The 18,071-nt window shown below is 65.8% G+C and carries 16 protein-coding genes; 10 read left to right on the top strand and 6 right to left on the bottom strand.

Features of this window, described 5'->3' with window-relative positions; genetic code table 11:
* The first annotated feature begins 67 nt into the window (after positions 1-67).
* Both ACQ4W4_RS07060 and ACQ4W4_RS07055 read left to right on the top strand, forming a co-directional pair.
* On the top strand, positions 68-973 hold the full coding sequence (locus ACQ4W4_RS07060) for a LysR family transcriptional regulator (RefSeq protein ID WP_436541362.1): 906 nt from the start codon (positions 68-70) through the stop codon (positions 971-973).
* An 89-nt stretch (positions 974-1,062) separates the two neighbouring features.
* Complete coding sequence (locus ACQ4W4_RS07055) at positions 1,063-1,464, top strand: ribosomal maturation YjgA family protein (protein ID WP_436541361.1); 402 nt, start codon at positions 1,063-1,065, stop codon at positions 1,462-1,464.
* Between the two features lie 74 nt (positions 1,465-1,538).
* On the opposite strand, the gene ACQ4W4_RS07050 is transcribed toward ACQ4W4_RS07055, so the two are convergent.
* The 3 genes from ACQ4W4_RS07050 to ACQ4W4_RS07040 form a co-directional block, all read right to left on the bottom strand.
* Complete coding sequence (locus ACQ4W4_RS07050; RefSeq protein WP_436541360.1) at positions 1,539-4,370, bottom strand: M16 family metallopeptidase; 2,832 nt, start codon at positions 4,368-4,370, stop codon at positions 1,539-1,541.
* 66 nt (positions 4,371-4,436) lie between these two features.
* A complete protein-coding gene (traM, locus tag ACQ4W4_RS07045; protein WP_436541359.1) occupies positions 4,437-4,790 on the bottom strand; it encodes a conjugal transfer transcriptional regulator TraM in 354 nt (117 codons plus the stop codon).
* Positions 4,791-5,519: a P-loop NTPase family protein gene (locus ACQ4W4_RS07040; protein WP_436521289.1), complete on the bottom strand. Its 729-nt coding sequence runs from the start codon at positions 5,517-5,519 to the stop codon at positions 4,791-4,793.
* A gap of 212 nt (positions 5,520-5,731) precedes the next feature.
* Between ACQ4W4_RS07040 and ACQ4W4_RS07035 the strand changes: the two genes are divergently transcribed.
* Positions 5,732-7,504: a GGDEF domain-containing protein gene (locus ACQ4W4_RS07035; RefSeq protein ID WP_436541358.1), complete on the top strand. Its 1,773-nt coding sequence runs from the start codon at positions 5,732-5,734 to the stop codon at positions 7,502-7,504.
* Here ACQ4W4_RS07035 and ACQ4W4_RS07030 read toward each other — a convergent pair.
* The gene (locus tag ACQ4W4_RS07030; RefSeq protein ID WP_436541357.1) at positions 7,494-7,976 is read right to left on the bottom strand and encodes a CinA family protein; all 483 of its coding nucleotides are present in this window, start codon (positions 7,974-7,976) and stop codon (positions 7,494-7,496) included. The genes ACQ4W4_RS07035 and ACQ4W4_RS07030 overlap by 11 nt on opposite strands.
* A 223-nt stretch (positions 7,977-8,199) precedes the next feature.
* Between ACQ4W4_RS07030 and ACQ4W4_RS07025 the strand changes: the two genes are divergently transcribed.
* The 3 genes from ACQ4W4_RS07025 to ACQ4W4_RS07015 are packed head-to-tail and all read left to right on the top strand — an operon-like array spanning position 8,200 to position 13,421.
* Positions 8,200-8,817: a TOL_0243 family YfiR-like periplasmic protein gene (locus ACQ4W4_RS07025; RefSeq protein WP_436541356.1), complete on the top strand. Its 618-nt coding sequence runs from the start codon at positions 8,200-8,202 to the stop codon at positions 8,815-8,817.
* Positions 8,818-10,848 carry a sensor histidine kinase, YfiR-like protein-associated gene (locus ACQ4W4_RS07020; RefSeq protein ID WP_436541355.1) on the top strand — a complete coding sequence of 677 codons (2,031 nt, stop codon included), beginning with the start codon at positions 8,818-8,820 and terminating at the stop codon, positions 10,846-10,848. It begins immediately after the preceding gene.
* On the top strand, positions 10,845-13,421 hold the full coding sequence (locus tag ACQ4W4_RS07015; protein WP_436541354.1) for an EAL domain-containing protein: 2,577 nt from the start codon (positions 10,845-10,847) through the stop codon (positions 13,419-13,421). Before ACQ4W4_RS07020 ends, ACQ4W4_RS07015 begins: the two co-directional genes overlap by 4 nt.
* A gap of 3 nt (positions 13,422-13,424) precedes the next feature.
* Here the strand turns inward: ACQ4W4_RS07015 and thiL are convergent, their stop codons facing one another.
* Positions 13,425-14,405: a thiamine-phosphate kinase gene (thiL, locus tag ACQ4W4_RS07010; RefSeq protein WP_436541353.1), complete on the bottom strand. Its 981-nt coding sequence runs from the start codon at positions 14,403-14,405 to the stop codon at positions 13,425-13,427.
* A gap of 89 nt (positions 14,406-14,494) precedes the next feature.
* Between thiL and ACQ4W4_RS07005 the strand changes: the two genes are divergently transcribed.
* A complete protein-coding gene (locus ACQ4W4_RS07005) occupies positions 14,495-15,091 on the top strand; it encodes a hypothetical protein (RefSeq protein WP_436541352.1) in 597 nt (198 codons plus the stop codon).
* Here the strand turns inward: ACQ4W4_RS07005 and ACQ4W4_RS07000 are convergent.
* Positions 15,088-15,609, bottom strand: coding sequence for a MarR family winged helix-turn-helix transcriptional regulator (locus ACQ4W4_RS07000; protein ID WP_436541351.1), 522 nt, complete (start codon positions 15,607-15,609; stop codon positions 15,088-15,090). The genes ACQ4W4_RS07005 and ACQ4W4_RS07000 overlap by 4 nt on opposite strands.
* Positions 15,610-15,732: 123 nt before the next feature.
* Between ACQ4W4_RS07000 and ACQ4W4_RS06995 the strand changes: the two genes are divergently transcribed.
* The 3 genes from ACQ4W4_RS06995 to ACQ4W4_RS06985 are packed head-to-tail and all read left to right on the top strand — an operon-like array spanning position 15,733 to position 17,906.
* Positions 15,733-16,926: an MFS transporter gene (locus ACQ4W4_RS06995; protein WP_436541350.1), complete on the top strand. Its 1,194-nt coding sequence runs from the start codon at positions 15,733-15,735 to the stop codon at positions 16,924-16,926.
* Positions 16,927-16,966: 40 nt separating this feature from the next.
* Positions 16,967-17,560, top strand: a complete 594-nt coding sequence (locus ACQ4W4_RS06990) for an SMI1/KNR4 family protein (RefSeq protein ID WP_436541349.1) — start codon at positions 16,967-16,969, stop codon at positions 17,558-17,560.
* Positions 17,553-17,906, top strand: coding sequence for a hypothetical protein (locus ACQ4W4_RS06985; protein ID WP_436541348.1), 354 nt, complete (start codon positions 17,553-17,555; stop codon positions 17,904-17,906). The genes ACQ4W4_RS06990 and ACQ4W4_RS06985 overlap by 8 nt, the downstream gene beginning before the upstream one ends.
* Positions 17,907-18,071 lie beyond the last annotated feature (165 nt).

The raw sequence follows: 18,071 nt of genomic DNA, 5'->3' as shown, positions 1-18,071 counted from the left end.
TGATGCAAGCAAAGCCATTTATGTACTAGACTATCCTATCGAAGAACATTTATGAGTTGAATTCACAATGGCCAGACTGGAAGTGAACCGTTCCGGCGAGCTGGAAGTGTTTGTGCGCGTGGTCGAACTGGGCGGCTTTTCCGCCGCCGCGCGCGCCTGCGGCATGACGCCGTCGGCCGTCAGCAAGCTCGTGTCCCGGCTGGAAGAGCGTCTGGGCGTGCGCCTGTTGAACCGCTCCACGCGTCAGCTGCAGCTGACGGCCGAAGGCTGCGGCCTGTATGAACGGGGTATGCAGGTGCTGGCGGCGCTGGACGAGGCCGAGCGCTGCGCGGGCGTGCAGGATGTACCGCGCGGCAAGATCAGGGTGAATGCGAACGTGCCGTTCGGCCAGCATTTTTTGCTGCCGCTGGCGCCGCTGTTTCTTGAACGCTACCCCGAGGTGACGCTCGACATCGTGCTCACAGATGAAGTTGTCGATATCCTCGAACAACGCACGGACGTGGCCGTGCGGGCCGGCCCCCTGAAAAGTTCCAGCCTGCTGGCGCGCAAGCTGGGCCAGACGCGCATGGCGATCGTGGCGTCGCCATCCTACCTGGCGCGGCGCGGCACGCCGCTGTTGCCTGCCGACCTGGCGTCGCACAATCTGCTCGACGCCAATTACGCGCGCGCCCGCTCGGGCTGGCCGCTGCGCCTGCCAGGCGGCGACCTGGTCGTGCCGGTTACCGGCAATGCGCAGGCCAGCGATGGCGAAGCCTTGCGGCAACTGGCGCTGGCGGGACTGGGACTGGCGCGCCTGGCCGCCTTCCAGGTGCGCGCCGATCTCGCGGCCGGGCGCTTGCAGGCCGTGCTGGAAGCGTTCAACCCCGGCGACAGCGAGCAAGTGCATGCCGTGTTTGTGGGCCAAGGCGGCCATGTGCCGCTGCGCGTGCGCGTTTTTCTCGACTTCCTGGCGCAGCATGTCGACCTGGCTTGATGCGATAGGCTGCAGGCGGACACGGCCGCGCAGTACAATATCGGACGGGCCGCAATGGTTCGGCCCGTATTGTGCCTTTGAATGGAAATATGTTCCTGGTAAAACCTGAACGCCGCCGCCTGCTGCAGGTGGGCGCAACCGTGGCTGTCATCGCGCTGGGCCTGGCCTCGCGCGCCTATCCCCAATTCGTCCCTGCCGCGCTGGGCAAGTATCCGGGCGACGCCCTGTGGGCCATGATGATCGTCTTTGCGCTGGGCATCTTCGCCACGCGCATGCGCACGTGGCAGCTGGCGCTGACTGCGCTGCTGATCTGCTTTGCCGTCGAATTCGGCCAGCTGGTGCAGACGCCCTGGCTCGTCGCGCTGCGCGCGCATCCGCTGGGGCACCTGGTGCTGGGTTCGACCTTCGGCTGGGTCGATTTGATCGCCTACACGGCGGGCGTGGCGATCGCGGCGCTGGTCGACAAGATGATCTTGTTCAAGCGCCGCTAGCAATGGGGTCAGACCCGGCGGGGGAAAGCGCCCAATGGGGCGCTTTCCGATCGCGAAGCGACTGACCCCAGAACTTACTTTACTGCCCCCTCCGCATCGCGCAATTCCACGGGCGCCAGCTTCAGTTTCGACAATTGCGGGGCGATCTTCGCCTGGTCGCCCACGCCGATGACGATCAGCTGTTCCGGCTGCAGGTATTTCTTTGCCACCTGCTGCACCTGCTTGTCCGTCACGCTGGCAAAGCGCTGCGGCAAGGTCGCGTAATAGTCGAGGCCCAGGCCGTAGATATACGTGTTGGCCATGCTGGCGCTGATGCTGGCATTCGTCTCGAACTGGCCGGGCAGGGACAGCACCTGCGAATTGCGCGCATTCGACAATTCCTTGGCCGTCAACGGCTTGGCGATCATGGCGCGGATTTCCTTGAAGGTTTCCGACACGGCCGCGCCCGTCACGTCGGTGCGCACGCCGGCCGCGATCGAGAACGGTCCCGGCTGGCTGCGGTACTGGAATTGCGAGCGCACGCCATACGTGTAGCCCTTCTCTTCGCGCAGGTTATTGCTCAGCCGGCTCGTAAACAAGCCGCCCAGCGCCGCGTTCATCACTTGCAGCGGCGCATAGTCGGGCGTCGCGCGGGCCACGCCGATGGCCGACAGGCGCACGGCCGTCTGCGGCGCGCCCGGCTTGTCGACGAGGATCAGCCTGGCTTTCGTCGTGGCCGGCGCCGCCGTCACGGAAGGCGCTACCACGCCCGCCTTCCAGCTGCCGAACTTGGCTTCGGCCAGTGCCTTCAATTGCGCCGCGTCGATGTCGCCCGAGACGATCAGCGCCGCATTGTTCGGCACGTAATGCTGCTGCCAGAACGCCTGCAGGTCGGCGCGGCTGGTGGCTTTCAGGGCCGCTTCCGTGCCCAGCTGGATATAGCCGTACGGATGCTGCGTACCGTACAGAGCGGCCGCTTCCACGCGGGCCGCCACGGCCCCCGCGTTTTCGCGCTGCTGCGCCAGTTCGCCGATGCGGCTGGCGCGCTGGCGCTCCACTTCGTCTTGCGGGAATTGCGGGTGCTGCACCACGTCGGCCAGCACGTCGAGCGCTTGCGGGAAGGTGGTTTTCAGCGACGTCAGCTGGGCGAACGAGGCGTCCGCGCCGGAACCCGTGCCCAGGAAAGCGCCCAGTTGCGCCACGTCATCGGCGATCTGCGGCGCGCTGCGCGTACTGGTCCCTTCCTGCAGCAATTGCGCCGTAAAGCCCGACAAGCCCGGCTGCGCCAGCGGATTGGCGCCCGAACCGCTTTTGATGACCAGCTGGCTGGAGACGAGCGGCACGGCCCGGTTGTAATTGTGGATCACGGTCAAGCCATTGCTCAAGGTGAAGGAGGTCGCTTGCGGCAGCACGATCTTCGGCGCGGGACCGGCCTTCGGCACCGCGTTGCGCCACGGCTCGTCCGCATTGATGGCCGTGCCTGGCGCCGGCTTGACCTTGCCCGGCGCCGGCGTCGCCACTTCCGGACCCAGGTCCGGCTTGCCCGGCACGCCATACACGACCACGCGCGCCTGGTTTGTCAGGTAGGTGTCGACGGCGCGCCGCACGCCGGCCGCCGTCACCTGGCGGTATCGCTCGATATCCTTGCCCAGGTAGCCGGGGTCGCCCAGGTACTGGTTGTACTGGTTCATCATGTTGGCGTTGCCGCCCACTTTTTCCACCTGGCTCAGCATGGCTGTTTCGATGCTGTTGCGGGCCCGCTCGATTTCCTTCTCGCTGGGCCCCTGGGCGCGCAATTGCTCCAGCTCCGCCTGCATGGCTTGCTCGATTTCCTCGGGCTGGTGGCCGGGGCGGGCCGTCACGTCGAGGCTAAACACGGAAGTGAGGGCGTTCGAGCTCTGGTTGGCGCCCACGTCCTGCGCGATCTGCTTGTCGTACACCAGCGATTTATATAAACGGCTGGATTTGCCGCCGGCCAGGATGTGCGCGGCCATCGACAGTTCCGCGTCATCCTTGGCGTAGGCGGACGGCGTCAGCCAGGCCATGAAGACGCGCGGCAGTTCGACCCGGTCCTGCACCACCAGGCGGCGCTCCTGCGTGATGGGCGGCGTCACGACGTCGGGCTTGGCCACGGCGGGGCCGCTCTTGAAGCTGCCGAAGTATTTGTTGACCAGCTCCTTGGTCTTGGCCTTGTCGATGTCGCCCGCGATCACCAGGCTGGCATTGTTGGGACCATAGTATTTGGTGAAGAATTCCTTGATGTCGGCCAGTTTCGCGTTCTGGATGTCCGCGTGCGAACCGATGACGCTGGCGTAATACGGATGGGTCTTGGGAAACAGCTGGTGGTACAGCGCTTCCTGAACGATGCCGTAGGGCGCGTTTTCCACGCTCTGGCGGCGCTCGTTGCGCACCACGTCCTGCTGGTTCGTCAGCGCCGTCTGGTCGAGCACGTCCAGCAGGTAGCCCATGCGGTCGGAATGGGCCCACAGGGCCAGTTCCAGCTGGTTCGACGGCACCGTGTCGAAATAATTGGTGCGGTCGAAATCCGTGCTGCCGTTCGAGTCGGTGGCGCCCGCGCCTTCGAGCAGCTGGTCAGCCATGCCGCGCGGCACGTGCTTGGTGGCGGCAAACATCATGTGCTCGAACAGATGCGCGAAGCCCGTCAGCCCCGGCGCTTCATTCGCCGGTCCCACGTGGTACCAGATGTTGACGGCCGTGACGGGCAATTTATGGTCTTCCACGAGGATCACGTCGAGACCGTTCGGCAAGGTGTATTTTTCGTAGGCGACATTGGGCACGGCTGTGGCTGCCGTCGCGGCTGTGGCTGCCGTCGCGGCAGCGGCGCCGGCGGCGTGGGCGAGCGTGGGCGGGGCGCCGTACAGCGACAGCAGCAGGGCGGGTATGGCCAGCAATTTGATCGGTTTCATGCATGCTTCCAGGCTAGGGTGGGGAAGACGCTGCGGCCCGCTCGTGGCTGGCCCAGCGCGACGGTGCTACGGTTGATACAGCAGGGCCGCGCCGCCCAGCACCAGCAGCGCGCAGGCGAGCGAGACGATGGCCGCCGCGCCCAGCAAACGCCATTCGCGCGGCGTAAAAAGGGGGGCAGGCCCGGGCGCTTGCGGCACGGGCTGGGGTATGGCAGCGCCCGGTTCGGCCGGCAAGCCGCCCGTGGCGCGCGCCTGTGCGGCCAGCGCCTGGGTGGCGGCGTCCAGCAGGGCCAGCTGGCGCCCGACGGTGTCCGCCAGCACCGCTTCATTCAGCGCCACGAGGGCGAATATCGGGTCGTCAACGTCGACCTTGATGCCCGTCTTGTCGAACACGTGGCTGCGCAGTGTGTGCCGGTCCATCTACCACTGCACCTTGTCGAGCTGTTCGAAGATGTCGCGGTAGACGACCTTGATGCGCTGCTTTTCCATGATGTTGAACTTGTCGTTCTGCAGCACTTCCTGCATCGTCAGGCGCGCCGTATTCATTTTTTTCACGTCCGCGCCGAAGGTGTCGGGATTGCGCTGGCTCAAGGTGATGCTGCCTTTCACGCGCGCGCGGTTGTCGGCATACGATTGCGATTCGACGAACTGCTTGCCGGACGCCGATTGCAGCAGGCCGAAGTGTTCGTTTTGCCACAGCACCAGCGGCACCTTCGTCGATTGGGCCGTCGCGACAAACCCCGTGGCCGTGTCGTGCAGGGTGTCGCCGCCGCCGACGATGGTGTGGATGTACACCTTGCGGCCCGATTCTTCCAGCAGCGAAAAACAGTCGTTTTCCAGCAGGTAGCCCATCAGCGGCGAAAACGTGTTCGCGCCATTGTCGATCACGCAGTTGCCGTCCGTGTCGAGGATATCGATCATCAGCGCGTCGAAGCGTTTCGGATCGATGTTGCGGGCATCCGTCATCACGGGCACATGCTTGACGTTCATCGCCTTGTAGCGCGAGAACGTGGCGTTTTCCTGATCGGTGTCGTAGCAGCGCAAAGGCGTGTCGTCCTTGCCGCCTATCCACTGGGCCAGCAGGGTCGAGACGAGGGTCTTGCCGATGCCGCCCTTGCCCTGCAGGATGAAATGTACCGTGTTTTGCATTGCGACTACTCCAAGTTGTTGCGTCAGTGACAATCAAAGATCCGTGACAGCGGCGATGGCGCCCGGCCAGGTCACGACAGGCATTTTTACCACAATCCTTTGCAAAGATGCCATGCGCGCGCGCGAATCTGGTTATGATGTTAATCAGGATACCATTGATACAAAGCAAGTTTTGTGTGAAAAATGCACCCCAGAGTGTGAACGAGGACGCAGTGCCGATCTCCAGTCTCGATAAAGCCGACATTGACCGTTTGAATCAGCAAGCCCTGTCCTGTCTGATCGGTAACCGCCGCCAGGCACGCCGGCTGGCGCAGATGGCGCTGGCGGCGGCGCAACGACAACAGTATGCGCGCGGCGGCGCATATGCGGAACTCAATCATTGCTGGCTCGCGTATTACGCGGGCGAGGCGGAACCGTCATGCGAGCGCCTGCGCGCGTATTTCCTGCACAGCGGCGACCTGGAAGGGGGCATGGAAGTGGCCGCCCTGCAGGGCGCGTACGCGAGCCGGCGCGGCGACTTTGCCGGTGCCGAGCAGCATTTCCTGCAGGCGCGCAGCCAGGCCGCGCAGATCCCCGACTCGCTGCACAAGTTCATGCTGTATGCGCGCCTGGGCGTCGATGCCCTGAACCGTGGCGATACGCAGGACGGTCCGCGCAATTTCCTGCTGGCGCTCGACATCGCCGAGCGTTTCGGCAGTCCCGCGCACCGGGTCAACAGCCTGTCGAACCTGGCGTCGTCGCAGCACGACCTGGGCAACGATGAAGACGCCATCCCGCTGCTGGTCGAGGCGCTCGACATCATCGGCACGCAAAAGCTCAAGTACCAGCAAACCATCGTGTCGGCCAACCTGGCCATGTGTTTATTAGCCACCGGCAAGCCGGCCGAGGCGCTGGCGCTGGTCGAGCCGTTTTACGAGTGGCCGGAAGAAGACCTGGCCGTGCGCGCCTTCCTGTTCTGCATCGCCGCCCACGCCGCCATCCTGCTGCGCCAGCCCGGGAAGGCCTTGCAATTGCTGCTGCGGGCCGAAGACTATGCGCGCCGGGGCCAGGACCTGGAGGAGCAGATGCATGCATGGCTGGTGCGCGGCAAGCTGGACCTGCACGCGGGCCAGACGGCGCAGGCGCTGGCGTCCCTGACGCAGGCGCACAGCCTGCTGAGCTGGACGCGCAACCCGTTTCACCAGCAACAGATCCTGCGCGGCTTGGCCGACATCAATGCCCAGCTGGGCGAATGGCAAACCGCGTACGGTTTCCTGCAGCAATACCAGGCCGCGTACGAGGCCAGCAGCAAGTCGGCGCGCGCCTCGCGCAGCCTGATGCGCAATCTGGAAAAGGAAATGCACAGCCTGAAGGCCGAGCGCGACAAGGCGCTGGAGCTGCAGGCGGCGCGCGAATCGGAAAACGTCAAGCTCGAGCACCTGAACCGTGAACTGGCGCACCAGATCCTGCACGTCAATTCCCTGCAGGACAGCCTGAAGGAACAGGCCATGCGCGACCATCTGACGGGCCTGTACAACCGCCGCCATTTTGAAACCTGCCTCAATGCCATCCTGCACGAGGCCGATGGGGATGCGCCCGTGGCCATCGCCATCATCGACCTGGATTTTTTCAAGCGCGTCAACGACACCTACGGGCATAATTTTGGCGACGAAGTGCTGATCCAGTTCGCGCGCCTGGTGGAAGGCCAGCTGCGCGGCAGCGATATGGTGTGCCGCTATGGCGGCGAGGAATTCTGCCTGCTGTTACGCGAAGCCGACAGCCTCATCGCGGCGCACAAGATCGACGACATCGCCGTGCGCTACCGCCAGCTGCTGATCCGGCAGGCGCCGCACAGCTTGACGGGCTGCACCTTTTCGGCCGGCATTGCCGAATATCCGCGCCACGGCGCCGGCCGCCACGAATTGCTGATGCGCGCCGACAGCGCCCTGTACGCGGCCAAGCAGGCGGGCCGCGACCGTGCCTGCATCGCCGACGCTACTGAATAAAACGCAGCAGTTCCCGCAAGGCGTGCGCCACCGCCTGCTCGCGCACGGCCTGGCGGTCGCCCGCGAACACCAGCCGCTGCGTCTGCACGCGCCCGTCCATGGCCCAGCCGAAGCAGACGGTGCCGACGGGCTTGCCCGGCACGCCGCCCGTGGGGCCGGCGATGCCCGTCGTCGAGACGGCTACCTGGGCTTCGCTGTGGGCCAAGGTGCCCTGCGCCATGGCGGCCGCCACTTCCTCGCTGACGGCGCCGTGTGCGGCGATCAGTTCGGCGGGCACGCCCAGCATGCCGGTCTTGGCCCCGTTGGAATAGGTGACGAAGCCCCGTTCGAACCAGGCGCTCGAGCCCGAGATATCGGTGATGGCCTGCGCCACGCCGCCGCCCGTGCACGATTCGGCCGTGGCCAGCAACAGGCCTTTCGCCTGCAAGGCCAGGCCGACGGCGGTGGAGAGGGGGACGAGTGCGTTGCTCATGGTTGATTCCTGCATGCGGTGAAGATGGTGGCAGGACTGTAGCATGGCCGACGGTAAAAGAAACTTTCCCCGGTCACAGCGAAAATGCGTACACTCTTTTATACATTTGCTACCACTTCGGGCCGGCAGGCGGGCTGTCGCTGCGCCACCTTGGTGCGCATCGTCCGAACCGGCAAGCGGCATGGTGCCGCGCCTTCATATGCATTATCTTTACTCGGTTGTCATGGTAATTCTGAACTGGACCTGGTGGCGTCATCCTGGCCCCCTGCGCCGCCCCGTGCGCGGCGCTGCTCGCCGTTCCCTGCGCTGGGGCTGGCTAATGCTGCTCCTGGGCGTGCTGTGCGTCGATGCGCGGGCGCAGGTGCCGGGGGAGCTGGAACGCCAGGTCAAGGCCGGGTATCTGTACAAGTTTGCCGGTTATGTCGAGTGGCCCGACGGCAGCTTTGCCCGGCCCGACTCCCCGCTGGTGATCGGCGTGGCGGGCGCCGATGCGCTGGCCGAGCAGCTCGAACAGAGCGTGGCCGGGCACAGCGTCAACGGCCGCGCCGTGCAGGTGAAAAAAGTGCGCCGCGGCGAAGCGCTGGCCGGGCTGCACGTGCTGTACCTGGGCGCGCTGGATAAAATGGCGCTGCAGGAAATGCTGGCCGCCAGCCGTGGCCTGGCGTTGCTGACGGTATCCGATTCGGATGAGGTCTACGCGATGGGCAGCATGATCAATTTTGTGATGGCCGAAGACAAGGTGCGCTTCGACGTGGCGCTCAAACCCGTGGCGCAGGCGCATATCCGCATCAGTGCGCGCATGCTGCTGGCCGCCTACCGCGTGCAGACGGGAGGCGCCTAGATGATACGACTGCGTTCCATCCGCCGCAAGCTGATGTCGGTGGTCTTGCTGACCACCCTGGTGGCGCTCGTCATTTCGCTGGGCACCATCGTCGTCTACGACTTGCGCGCCTACCACCGCAACCTGGTGGCCGACATCAGTACCCAGGCCGAGCTGCTGGGGCACATGAGTTCGGCCGCGCTGGCCTTCGACGACGAACGCCTGGCGCTGGAAAACCTCAACCTGATGCGCATCCGCCCGCGCGTGACGGCCGGCGCCCTGTACAAGGCCGACGGCAGCCTGTTTGCCAGCTACCGCGCAAATGAGCGCGTGGGCGCGCTGCCGGAGAAGGTGGGCAAGGAAGGCGAAAATATCACCGGCAGCTCGGTCGAATTGTTCAAGCCCATCGTCGACAATGGCGAACTGCTGGGCACCGTGTATCTGCGCGCCGATTACGAGCTGGCCGGCCGCACGGCCGATTACCTGGCCATCGCGCTAGGCGTGACGGTGCTGGCGCTGCTGGTGGCCTTGCTGCTGTTGCGCCGCCTCGATTTCGTCATCACGCAGCCCATCCTCGACATCGCCGACGTGGCGCGCGAAGTGATCGAGACGGGCGACTACTCGCGCCGCGCGCGCAAGCTCAGCGACGACGAAGTGGCGCAGCTGGTCGATTCCTTCAACAAGATGCTGGCCGAGATCGAGCTGCGCACGCAGGCGCTGGAGCGTTCGAACGGTGAACTGGCGCGCGAAGGCGAGCGGCGCACCCAGGCGCAGCAGGAAGTCATGCGCCTGAACCAGGAACTGGAAGTGCGCGTGCACGAGCGCACGATGCAGCTGGAAATGACGAATGGCGAACTGGCCATGGCGATGGAAGAGGCGCGCAGCGCCAACTATGCCAAGTCGGCCTTCCTGTCGTCGATGAGCCATGAATTGCGCACGCCGCTCAACGCCATCCTGGGCTTCGCGCAAATCCTCAGTTCCGACCGCCTGCCGTCGACCCTGGAGCAAAAGAAGGAGTTTGCCGGCCATATCCTGAAATCGGGGCGCCACCTGCTGACCTTGATCAATGAAATCCTCGACCTGGCGAAGGTGGAGTCGGGCACGGTCAGCCTGTCGCTGGAACCGGTGGGCCTGGACGCCATCTTGCAGGAATGCCGCGACATGATCGCGCCGCTGGCCAGCCAGCGCGGCATCCGCATGACCTTTCCCGACGCTTGCCCCCTGAACGTGCTGGCCGACCGCACGCGCCTCAAGCAGATTCTGTTGAATCTGCTGTCGAATGCGCTCAAGTACAACCGCGAGCAGGGGCAGGTGGCCATCGATTGCGCGCCGCAGGCGGACGGACGGGTGCGCATCAGCGTGCGCGACACGGGCGTGGGCCTGGACGGCGAACAGGTGGCGCTGCTGTTCCAGCCCTTCAACAGGCTGGGGCAGGAAGGCGGCACGGAAGAAGGCAGCGGCATCGGCCTGGTGGTCACCAAGCGCCTGGTGGAGCTGATGGATGGCAGCATCGGCGTGACCAGTGCGCCCGGCGAGGGCAGCACCTTCTGGATCGAGCTGCGCGTGGTCGACGCCGTGCCCGCACCCGACCTGCTGGCCTTGCCGCGGCCCGACCTGGCCGGGGCGCTGCTCGAGCACAGCGCTCCCGTGACCTTGCTGTACGTGGAAGACAATCCCGCCAACCTGACCCTGGTCGAGGAAATCGTCCGCTACTGCCCGCAATTGCAGCTGCTGACGGCCACGGATGGCCGCCTGGGCGTGGAAATGGCGCGCACGCACCTGCCGCAGCTGATCCTGATGGACATCAATCTGCCGCACGTGAACGGCACGGAAGCGCTGAAGCTGCTGCGCGCCGATCCCCGCACGGCGCACATTCCCGTCATCGCCCTGACGGCCAACGCCATGCCGGGCGACGTCGAGCGCAGCATGGCGCTGGGCTTTTACCGCTACCTGACCAAGCCGATCAACCTCGATGAATTTACCGAGGCGATCAACAGCACCCTGGCCTATGTGGCGCAGCAGCGCCGGCAGAAGGGAACAGGCGCGCCATGATCAGCCAGGCCGATATCTATGCGGCGAAAATCCTCATCGTCGATGACCAGGACGTCAATTTGCGCCTGCTCGAGCATTTGCTGCAAAGCGGCGGCTACACGGCCATCAGCAGCACCCTCGACGCGCGCGCCGTGGCCGGCCTGCACCAGCGGCACCAGTTCGACCTGATCATCCTCGACCTGGTGATGCCCGGCATGAGCGGCTATGAGGTGATGGATGCCTTGCGCCCGCTGGAGCTGGAAGGCTATCTGCCCGTGCTGGTGATCGCCGCCGACCCGGACGCCAAGCTGGCGGCGCTGGAAGCGGGCGCGCGCGACTTCATCAGCAAGCCCTTCGACGCGCTCGAAGTGCTCACGCGCATCCGCAACATGCTTGAAGTGCGGCTGCTGCACCGCGCCGCGCGCCACTACAACACCCTGCTCGAACGCACGGTGGGCCAGCGCACGGCCGAACTGCAGCGCTTTCGCGGCGCCATGGACGCCACCACGGACGCCATCTTCCTCGTCGATGTGCTGGGCATGACCCTGGTTGACGTCAACGACGGCGCGTGCCGCCTGCTCGGCTATGCGCGCGCCGAACTGCTGGCGCTGGCGCCCGGCACCTTGCTGCCGTCGCCGCCGGCCCCGCCGCTGGCCGCGCTGCCGGGCGGCCCGGCCCACCTGGCCACGGAAGTGACGGAATGCGAACTGGTGCGGCGTGACCTGAGCCTGGTGCCCGTGGAACTGGGCTGGCACTGGTATGCGCAGGCGCCCGTGATGGGCGGGCAGGCGGCGGGCGGCCTGCTGCTGATCGCCGTGGCGCGCGACATCAGCGAGCGGCGCCAGGCGCAGGAGCGCCTGAAGCACCTGGCCCACTACGATGGCTTGACGGGGCTGCCGAACCGCAGCCTGTTCTACCAGACCCTGGCCCAGGCCGTCGAACTGGCGCAGGAAAAAAGCTGGCGCATCGTGGTGCTGTTCATCGCGCTGGACCGCTTCAAAAGCATCAACGACACCCTGGGCGCGGCGCTGGGCGACGAGCTGCTGCGCCAGTTCAGCAACCGCCTGGTCCAATGCGTGCGCCTGCGCGACACGGTGGGCCGGTTGGGCAACGACGAATTCGCGCTGATCCTCACCATGAGCCGCAACCAGCAGGAAGCTGTGGCGGTGGCCAACCAGGTGCGCGAAGCCTTGCGCGCGCCGTTCGACTTGCGCGGCCACGCGGCCACCCTGACGGCCAGCATCGGCATCGCCATGTATCCGGACGACGCCACCGACCCGGAAACGCTGATCAAATACGCGAATACGGCCATGGGCGGGGCCAAGCAGGCGGGCCGCGACGGCTACCGCTTTTTCACGGCCGGCATGAACGTGCAGGTGCTGGCGCGCCTGGACCTGGAACTGGCGCTGCGCCATGCGCTCGAACACGAGCAGTTCATCCTGTATTACCAGCCGAAGGTGGATTTGCGCACGGGCCGCATCAGCGGCGTGGAGGCGCTGCTGCGCTGGCGCCGCCCCGGCTACGGCCTGGTGGCGCCGGCCGAATTCGTGCCGGTGCTGGAAGACACGGGCCTGATCGTGCGCGTGGGCGCCTGGGTGATCCAGGCCGCCTGCCGCCAGATCGCCGAATGGCGCGACAGCGAAGTGGGGCCCGTGCACGTGGCCGTGAACGTGTCGAGCCGCCAGTTTGCCGAAGGCGACCTGGAAGGCGAAGTGACGCGCGCGCTGACGCGGCACAACGTGGCGCCCGAGCTGCTGGAGCTGGAACTGACGGAAACGGCGCTGATGTCGAACGCCGAGCGCACCATCGTCGTGCTGGGCAAGCTGAAGAAAATCGGCGTGAAGGTGGCCATCGACGATTTCGGCACCGGTTACTCGAGCCTCGCGTATCTGCAGCGCTTCCCGATCGACAAGCTGAAGATCGACATCGCCTTCGTGCGCAACATCACCAGCAACCCGAACGACGCGGCCATCGCGCTGGCCATCGTCAGCATGGCGCACAGCCTGAAACTGAGCGTGGTGGCCGAGGGCGTGGAATCGCGTCCGCAGCTCGAATACCTGCGGCGCAACCGCTGCGACGAGATCCAGGGCTTTTATTTCAGCCGCGCCCTGCCGGCGCTGGAACTGGGGCAGATGATCGTCGCCGGCGCCGGCCTGCCGCCCGGCCACGACCCGGCCGCCCAGCCGGCGCAAACTCTGCTTATCGTCGACGACGACGTCAACGTGCTGTCGTCGCTGCACCGCCTGTTCCGCCCCGAGGGATACCAGATCCTCACGGCCAGCACGCCGGCCGAAGGCTTTGAAATGCTGGCCCTGCACAGGGTCCACGTCATCGTCTGCGATCAGCGCATGCCCAGCATGAGCGGCACGGAATTCCTCAGTAAAGTCAAAGAGCTGTATCCGGAAACCATCCGCATCATCCTGTCCGGCTACACGGGCCTGGAGGCCGTGCTCGACTCGATCAACCGGGGCGCCATTTACCGTTTTTATACGAAGCCGTGGGACGACACCCAGCTGCGCGACAACATCCGCCTGGCCTTCCAGCACTACTGGATGGTGAACCAGCCGGGGCTGGCGCGCGTGGCGGTGCGCTAGAACCTATTGGCTGAAGTGGTCGAAGGAAGACAAGCGCAGGTCGAGCGGCTGCCCCGTTGCATCCACCAGGCGCAAGCCTGATTGCGCTTCGATGCGGCCCACGCGCGTGGCGGGCGTGCCGCAGCTGATCGCCAGTGCGGCGATGGCGTCGCGCGAGGAAGCCGGCGCCGTGAAGCACAGTTCATAGTCGTCGCCACCGGCGGCCGCGTAGCGGCGGCGCAGGCCTGTTTCCTGCCGTGCCAGCACGGGGCCGGCCGGCAGGGCATCGACGTCGAGCGTGGCGCCCACCCGCGACGCTTTCAAGATGTGACCGAGGTCGCCGACCAGACCGTCCGAAATGTCGATGGCCGCATGCGCGAGGCCCGCTTCGGCCAGCGCGCAACCGAGCGCCACGCGCGGCGTCGGCGTGTGCATGCGCGCGGCCGCTGTCAGCAGGTCGGCGGGTGCCAGCTCCTGTTCCATGCGGTAGCCGGCCAGCGCCAGGCGCGCGTCGCCCACGGTGCCGCTGACCCAGATGTCGTCGCCCGCCACGGCCGCGCTGCGGCGCAGGGCCTGGCCCGGCGCCAGTTCGCCGAACACGGTGATGCAGATATTGAGCGGGCCCTTGGTGGTGTCGCCGCCGATCAGTTCGCAATTAAACGCGTCGGCCAGCGCGAACAGGCCTTCGGCAAAGCCGGCCAGCCAGGCGCGTTCCGCTTGCGGCAGGGCCAGGGCCAAAGTGAATGCCACGGGACGCGCGCCCATGGCGGCCAGGTCGGACAGGTTCACGGCCAGGCTTTTATGGCCGAGCATGCGGGCGTCGGCGCCGGCAAAGAAGTGCCGGTCCTCGACCAGCATGTCCGAGGAGATGGCGATCTGCTTGCCGGCGCCGGGCGTGATCAGTGCGCAATCGTCGCCGATGCCCAGGGTGGCGCGGCCGGGGCGCTGGCGCACGAAGTATTGTTTGATCAGGTCGAATTCGGAAAGCGCGTCGTGTGGGGCCATGGCGTGGTCTGTTCGTTGAGTGATGGTGTGGCCCGGCTATTATAGGCTGGCCTACAATACGGGGCTTTGCCACCGCCGATCATGCCCCTATGCTCTTCCACGATATCCACGCCCTGATGCAATCCTATCTTGACGATGGCTGGCTGCGCGAGCCGCAGGCCGTCGGCCTGACCACGTTCACGGCGCCGGAACTGCTGGCGTGCGGGTTTTACGAGCTGTGCGATGGCGGCCAGCTGTGCCTGTATGAGGATGAGCGCTGGTTCCGCCGCGCCGGCCGGGCCGTGCAAGCATCGTTCAAGGTGTATCTGCAAGGCGGCCGCTTGCATGCGAATGGATTGGAACTCGGTTATCAGGTACGCCTGGCCAGCGTGCTGCGCGCGGCGCGGCGGCCCTTGCCGCCGTATCGCCTGCTGCTGGAGGCAGGGGCGCGCAGCGGTGCGCTGCTGTTCGACAGCGGCCTGGTGCTGCAGTTCGCGGCCAACCTGCGCGGCGCGCAGCGGCATTATTTCCTGACCCTGGTCGAGGGGCAGTTGCCCGATCCCGGTGCGGGCGAACTCGACCTGCGCGCCGCCAGCGAGGGCCACGTCCAGGCCCTGTATGGACACTGTGCGCCGGAAGAATTGCAGCGCCAGGCCCGGCGCGGCCATGCGGCGCTGCGCGAGCTGGCGCAGCTGCTCGCTGCTTAGTCCTTCTTCGCCTGCGCCATGCCGTGCAGCAGCTTGGCCAGCAACTGGTCGAGCTGGCGCTGCTCGTCCGCGCTGAGCACCGACAGCATCCTGCGCTCGTTGTCCACGTGCAGCAGCACCAGCTTTTCAATCAGTTCCACTCCCTTGGGCGTGAGCGCCACCAGCACGCCGCGCCGGTCCGTCGGATGCTTCTGGCGTTCGATCAGGCCGGCCGCTTCCAGCCGGTCGATGCGGTTGGTCATGCCGCCCGAGGACAGCATGGCCGCCTCGTACAGGGCCGTCGGCGTCAGCGCATACGGCGCGCCCGAGCGGCGCAATGTCGCCAGCACGTCGAATTCGCCCGGCTGCAAACCGTGTTCGGCGAACAGCGGGTTGAGCCAGTCGCGCGCCATCAGCTGCGCTACCGTGCCCAGCTGGCCCACCAGCTGCATGGCGCGCGTATCCATCTGCGGCAGTTCGCGTTGCCATTGTGCGGCGGCAAATTGCGCGCGCGTGTGTTCTTGCGGGGTAGTTGTCATGGGATTTCCATTTATCTTGGCCTTAAGATAGATTTCTATCTTTATGTTAAGATACTTTTCATCGAGTCATATTTTGGATGACGCATTAAACCATGTGCCTCCCAGCGAGGCAAGGACTATCCCATGCCTACCGCACGACCTGCCGTTCCCCTTTCTTCTTCCGCTTCCCCGGCCCTGCTGGTGGCCGCCATCATCCTGCTGGGCCTGAATTTGCGCCCCATCCTGGCGGCCATCGGCCCCTTGCTCGACAGCATCCAGGCCGGCACGGGCCTCGGCAATGCCGACGCGGGCTTGCTGACCACCGTGCCCGTGTTCGCCATGGGCGTGTGTGCGCTGGCGGGCGCGCAGCTGCAGCGCCGCCTGGGCGTGGCGCGCGGCATCAGCCTTGGCATCGCCATCATCGCTGCCGCCTGCGCGTTGCGCTGGCCCCTGCATGGCAGCGGCGGCCTGATCGCCACGGCGGCCCTGGGCGGCCTGGGCATCGCGCTGGTGCAGGCGCTGTTGCCGGCCTTCATCAAGCGCCATTTCCCTGAACGGGCGGGCCAGTTGATGGGGTTTTACACGACCGGCATCATGGGCGGCGCGGCCATTGCCGCCGCCTCCGCCTCGCCGCTGGCGCAGTCGCTGGGTTGGCAGGCGCTGCTGGCCCTGTGGGCGCTGCCTGCCGTGGCCGCCGCCCTGCTGTGGCGCCGCGCCGCCGCTTCGCGCGTGGACGTGGCCAGCGGCGCGGGCGCCAGCCTGCCCGTGGGCAGCCCCCGCGCCTGGCTGCTGATGGTGTTCTTTGGCATCGGCACGGGCGCCTACACCCTGGTGCTGGCCTGGCTGCCGCCGTTTTATACGGAGCTGGGCTGGAGCGCGGCCGACAGCGGCTTGCTGCTCGGCGGCCTGACCCTGGTGGAAGTGCTGGCGGGACTGGTGATTTCCAGCGTCATCCACCGCTTTCCCGACCGCCGCATCCTGCTGCTGGCCGTCTTGCTGTCCGTGCTGGCCGGCCTGGCCTGCCTGATCGTGGCGCCCGCGCAACTGGCGCTGCCCGCCGTGATCTTGCTCGGTTGTGGCATCGGCGCCCTGTTTCCCCTGTCGCTGATCGTCAGCATGGACCATGTGCGTGACCCGGCGGGCGCCGGCGCGCTGCTGGGATTCGTGCAGGGCGGCGGCTACATCATCGCCAGCAGCATGCCCTTCATCGCCGGCCTGATCCGCCAGCATTCATCCAGCCTGGCCCAGGCGTGGATGGTGATGGCCGGCGGCGTGGTGGTCTTGCTGCTGATCGCCGTGCGCTTCGCGCCCGGAGCTCATCTGGCCCCGTCGCGTTAGCGTGCGCCTGCCGCGTACCGGCAGCTGCTATATTTCGGCCATGAACATCGTCGACCATTATTTAGCCGGCCTGCGCCAGGCCATGCCGCCGGAACCGCTGGCGGAGCTGGCGCTGGCCAGCGGCGCCAGCGCGGCGCAACTGGCCAGCCTGCGCCAGGCGTATCCGCTGTGCCCGGACAGCCTGCTGCGCTTGCTGGGCCAGTACAACGGCACCTATTATCAGAAGTATGCGGGCGGCATGGTGCTGGTATACATGCTGGGCTCGGACGTGTTCGAGTATCCGTATTACCTGAGTTCCGTCGAACAGATCCTCAAGGACGGGCAGGCGAACCAGCGCAGCATCGCCGACATCTACGGCCATTACCTGGACGACGATCCCGGTATCGTCGACGCCCGCATCGACGCCGGCATCGAGCAGGGCCGGCGCCTGTGCTTTTCGCATTGCATGAACAATGGCGGCTCCTCGCGGCTGTATATCGATTTCACGCCCACGGCGTCGGGCAAGGTGGGGCAGGTGGTGCGCTTCCTGCACGATCCCGATAGCTACCTGGTCATCGCCGACAGCTTCGACGCCTATCTGCACATGCTGATCGATGACGACTATGCCTTCCTGACCGATGAAAATTTTGAATAGTCCGGCCGCGCCGCCGTCCCTGCTGCCGGCCAACCGCCGCATCGTGCTGTCCGGCGAGGATGCGCTGCGCATCCTGCGCGAGATCGAATTCCTGCTGCAGTCGCTGCATCACATCGGCCGCCATTATTATCCCGACGGAGACGATGACGGCGCCGATGCCGCGCGCCGTGCGCGGTATTGCGCGGAGACGACGCGTTTCATCGACGCGCAGCAAGCGACGACCCGTTTGGCGCTGATGCGCCGCATCCTGTCCGCGCCGTTCGACACGAGCCTGGGCGACGACGACATGGACGATATCGAGCGCGCCGTCGCCGCGCTGCCGCTGTGGCGTGCCCCTGGCGACTGATCACAAAAACTAATTGAAATCTAAAATTTGATAGTTTTTCCTGTTCAGGACGTTTGTGCCGCCGGACGGCCTTACAATGCTAGGTTATGCGTTTTCGTGATATCAGACTGTGGCTAGCGGAAAATACCTAGCTAATTGAAAGAATCGGTCTGATAAAATCCGGAA

This window comes from Janthinobacterium glycogeni, from assembly GCF_051380725.1.
Taxonomy (GTDB): Bacteria; Pseudomonadota; Gammaproteobacteria; order Burkholderiales; family Burkholderiaceae_D; genus Janthinobacterium.
Note: the sequence above shows the minus strand (reverse complement) of the source record. Positions and strands in the feature narration are given on the sequence as shown.

Bases quoted from the DNA above. Each gene is read 5' to 3' on its own strand.
- ACQ4W4_RS06990 (WP_436541349.1), top strand. From the start codon at position 16,967: ATGAACATCGTCGACCATTATTTAGCCGGCCTGCGCCAGGCCATGCCG.
- traM (WP_436541359.1), bottom strand. From the start codon at position 4,790: ATGGACCGGCACACACTGCGCAGCCACGTGTTCGACAAGACGGGCATC.
- ACQ4W4_RS07025 (WP_436541356.1), top strand. From the start codon at position 8,200: ATGGTAATTCTGAACTGGACCTGGTGGCGTCATCCTGGCCCCCTGCGC.
- ACQ4W4_RS07005 (WP_436541352.1), top strand. From the start codon at position 14,495: ATGCTCTTCCACGATATCCACGCCCTGATGCAATCCTATCTTGACGAT.
- ACQ4W4_RS07020 (WP_436541355.1), top strand. From the start codon at position 8,818: ATGATACGACTGCGTTCCATCCGCCGCAAGCTGATGTCGGTGGTCTTG.
- ACQ4W4_RS07040 (WP_436521289.1), bottom strand. From the start codon at position 5,519: ATGCAAAACACGGTACATTTCATCCTGCAGGGCAAGGGCGGCATCGGC.
- ACQ4W4_RS07060 (WP_436541362.1), top strand. From the start codon at position 68: ATGGCCAGACTGGAAGTGAACCGTTCCGGCGAGCTGGAAGTGTTTGTG.
- ACQ4W4_RS07000 (WP_436541351.1), bottom strand. From the start codon at position 15,609: ATGACAACTACCCCGCAAGAACACACGCGCGCGCAATTTGCCGCCGCA.
- ACQ4W4_RS07050 (WP_436541360.1), bottom strand. From the start codon at position 4,370: ATGAAACCGATCAAATTGCTGGCCATACCCGCCCTGCTGCTGTCGCTG.
- thiL (WP_436541353.1), bottom strand. From the start codon at position 14,405: ATGGCCCCACACGACGCGCTTTCCGAATTCGACCTGATCAAACAATAC.
- ACQ4W4_RS07015 (WP_436541354.1), top strand. From the start codon at position 10,845: ATGATCAGCCAGGCCGATATCTATGCGGCGAAAATCCTCATCGTCGAT.
- ACQ4W4_RS06995 (WP_436541350.1), top strand. From the start codon at position 15,733: ATGCCTACCGCACGACCTGCCGTTCCCCTTTCTTCTTCCGCTTCCCCG.
- ACQ4W4_RS07055 (WP_436541361.1), top strand. From the start codon at position 1,063: ATGTTCCTGGTAAAACCTGAACGCCGCCGCCTGCTGCAGGTGGGCGCA.
- ACQ4W4_RS07030 (WP_436541357.1), bottom strand. From the start codon at position 7,976: ATGAGCAACGCACTCGTCCCCCTCTCCACCGCCGTCGGCCTGGCCTTG.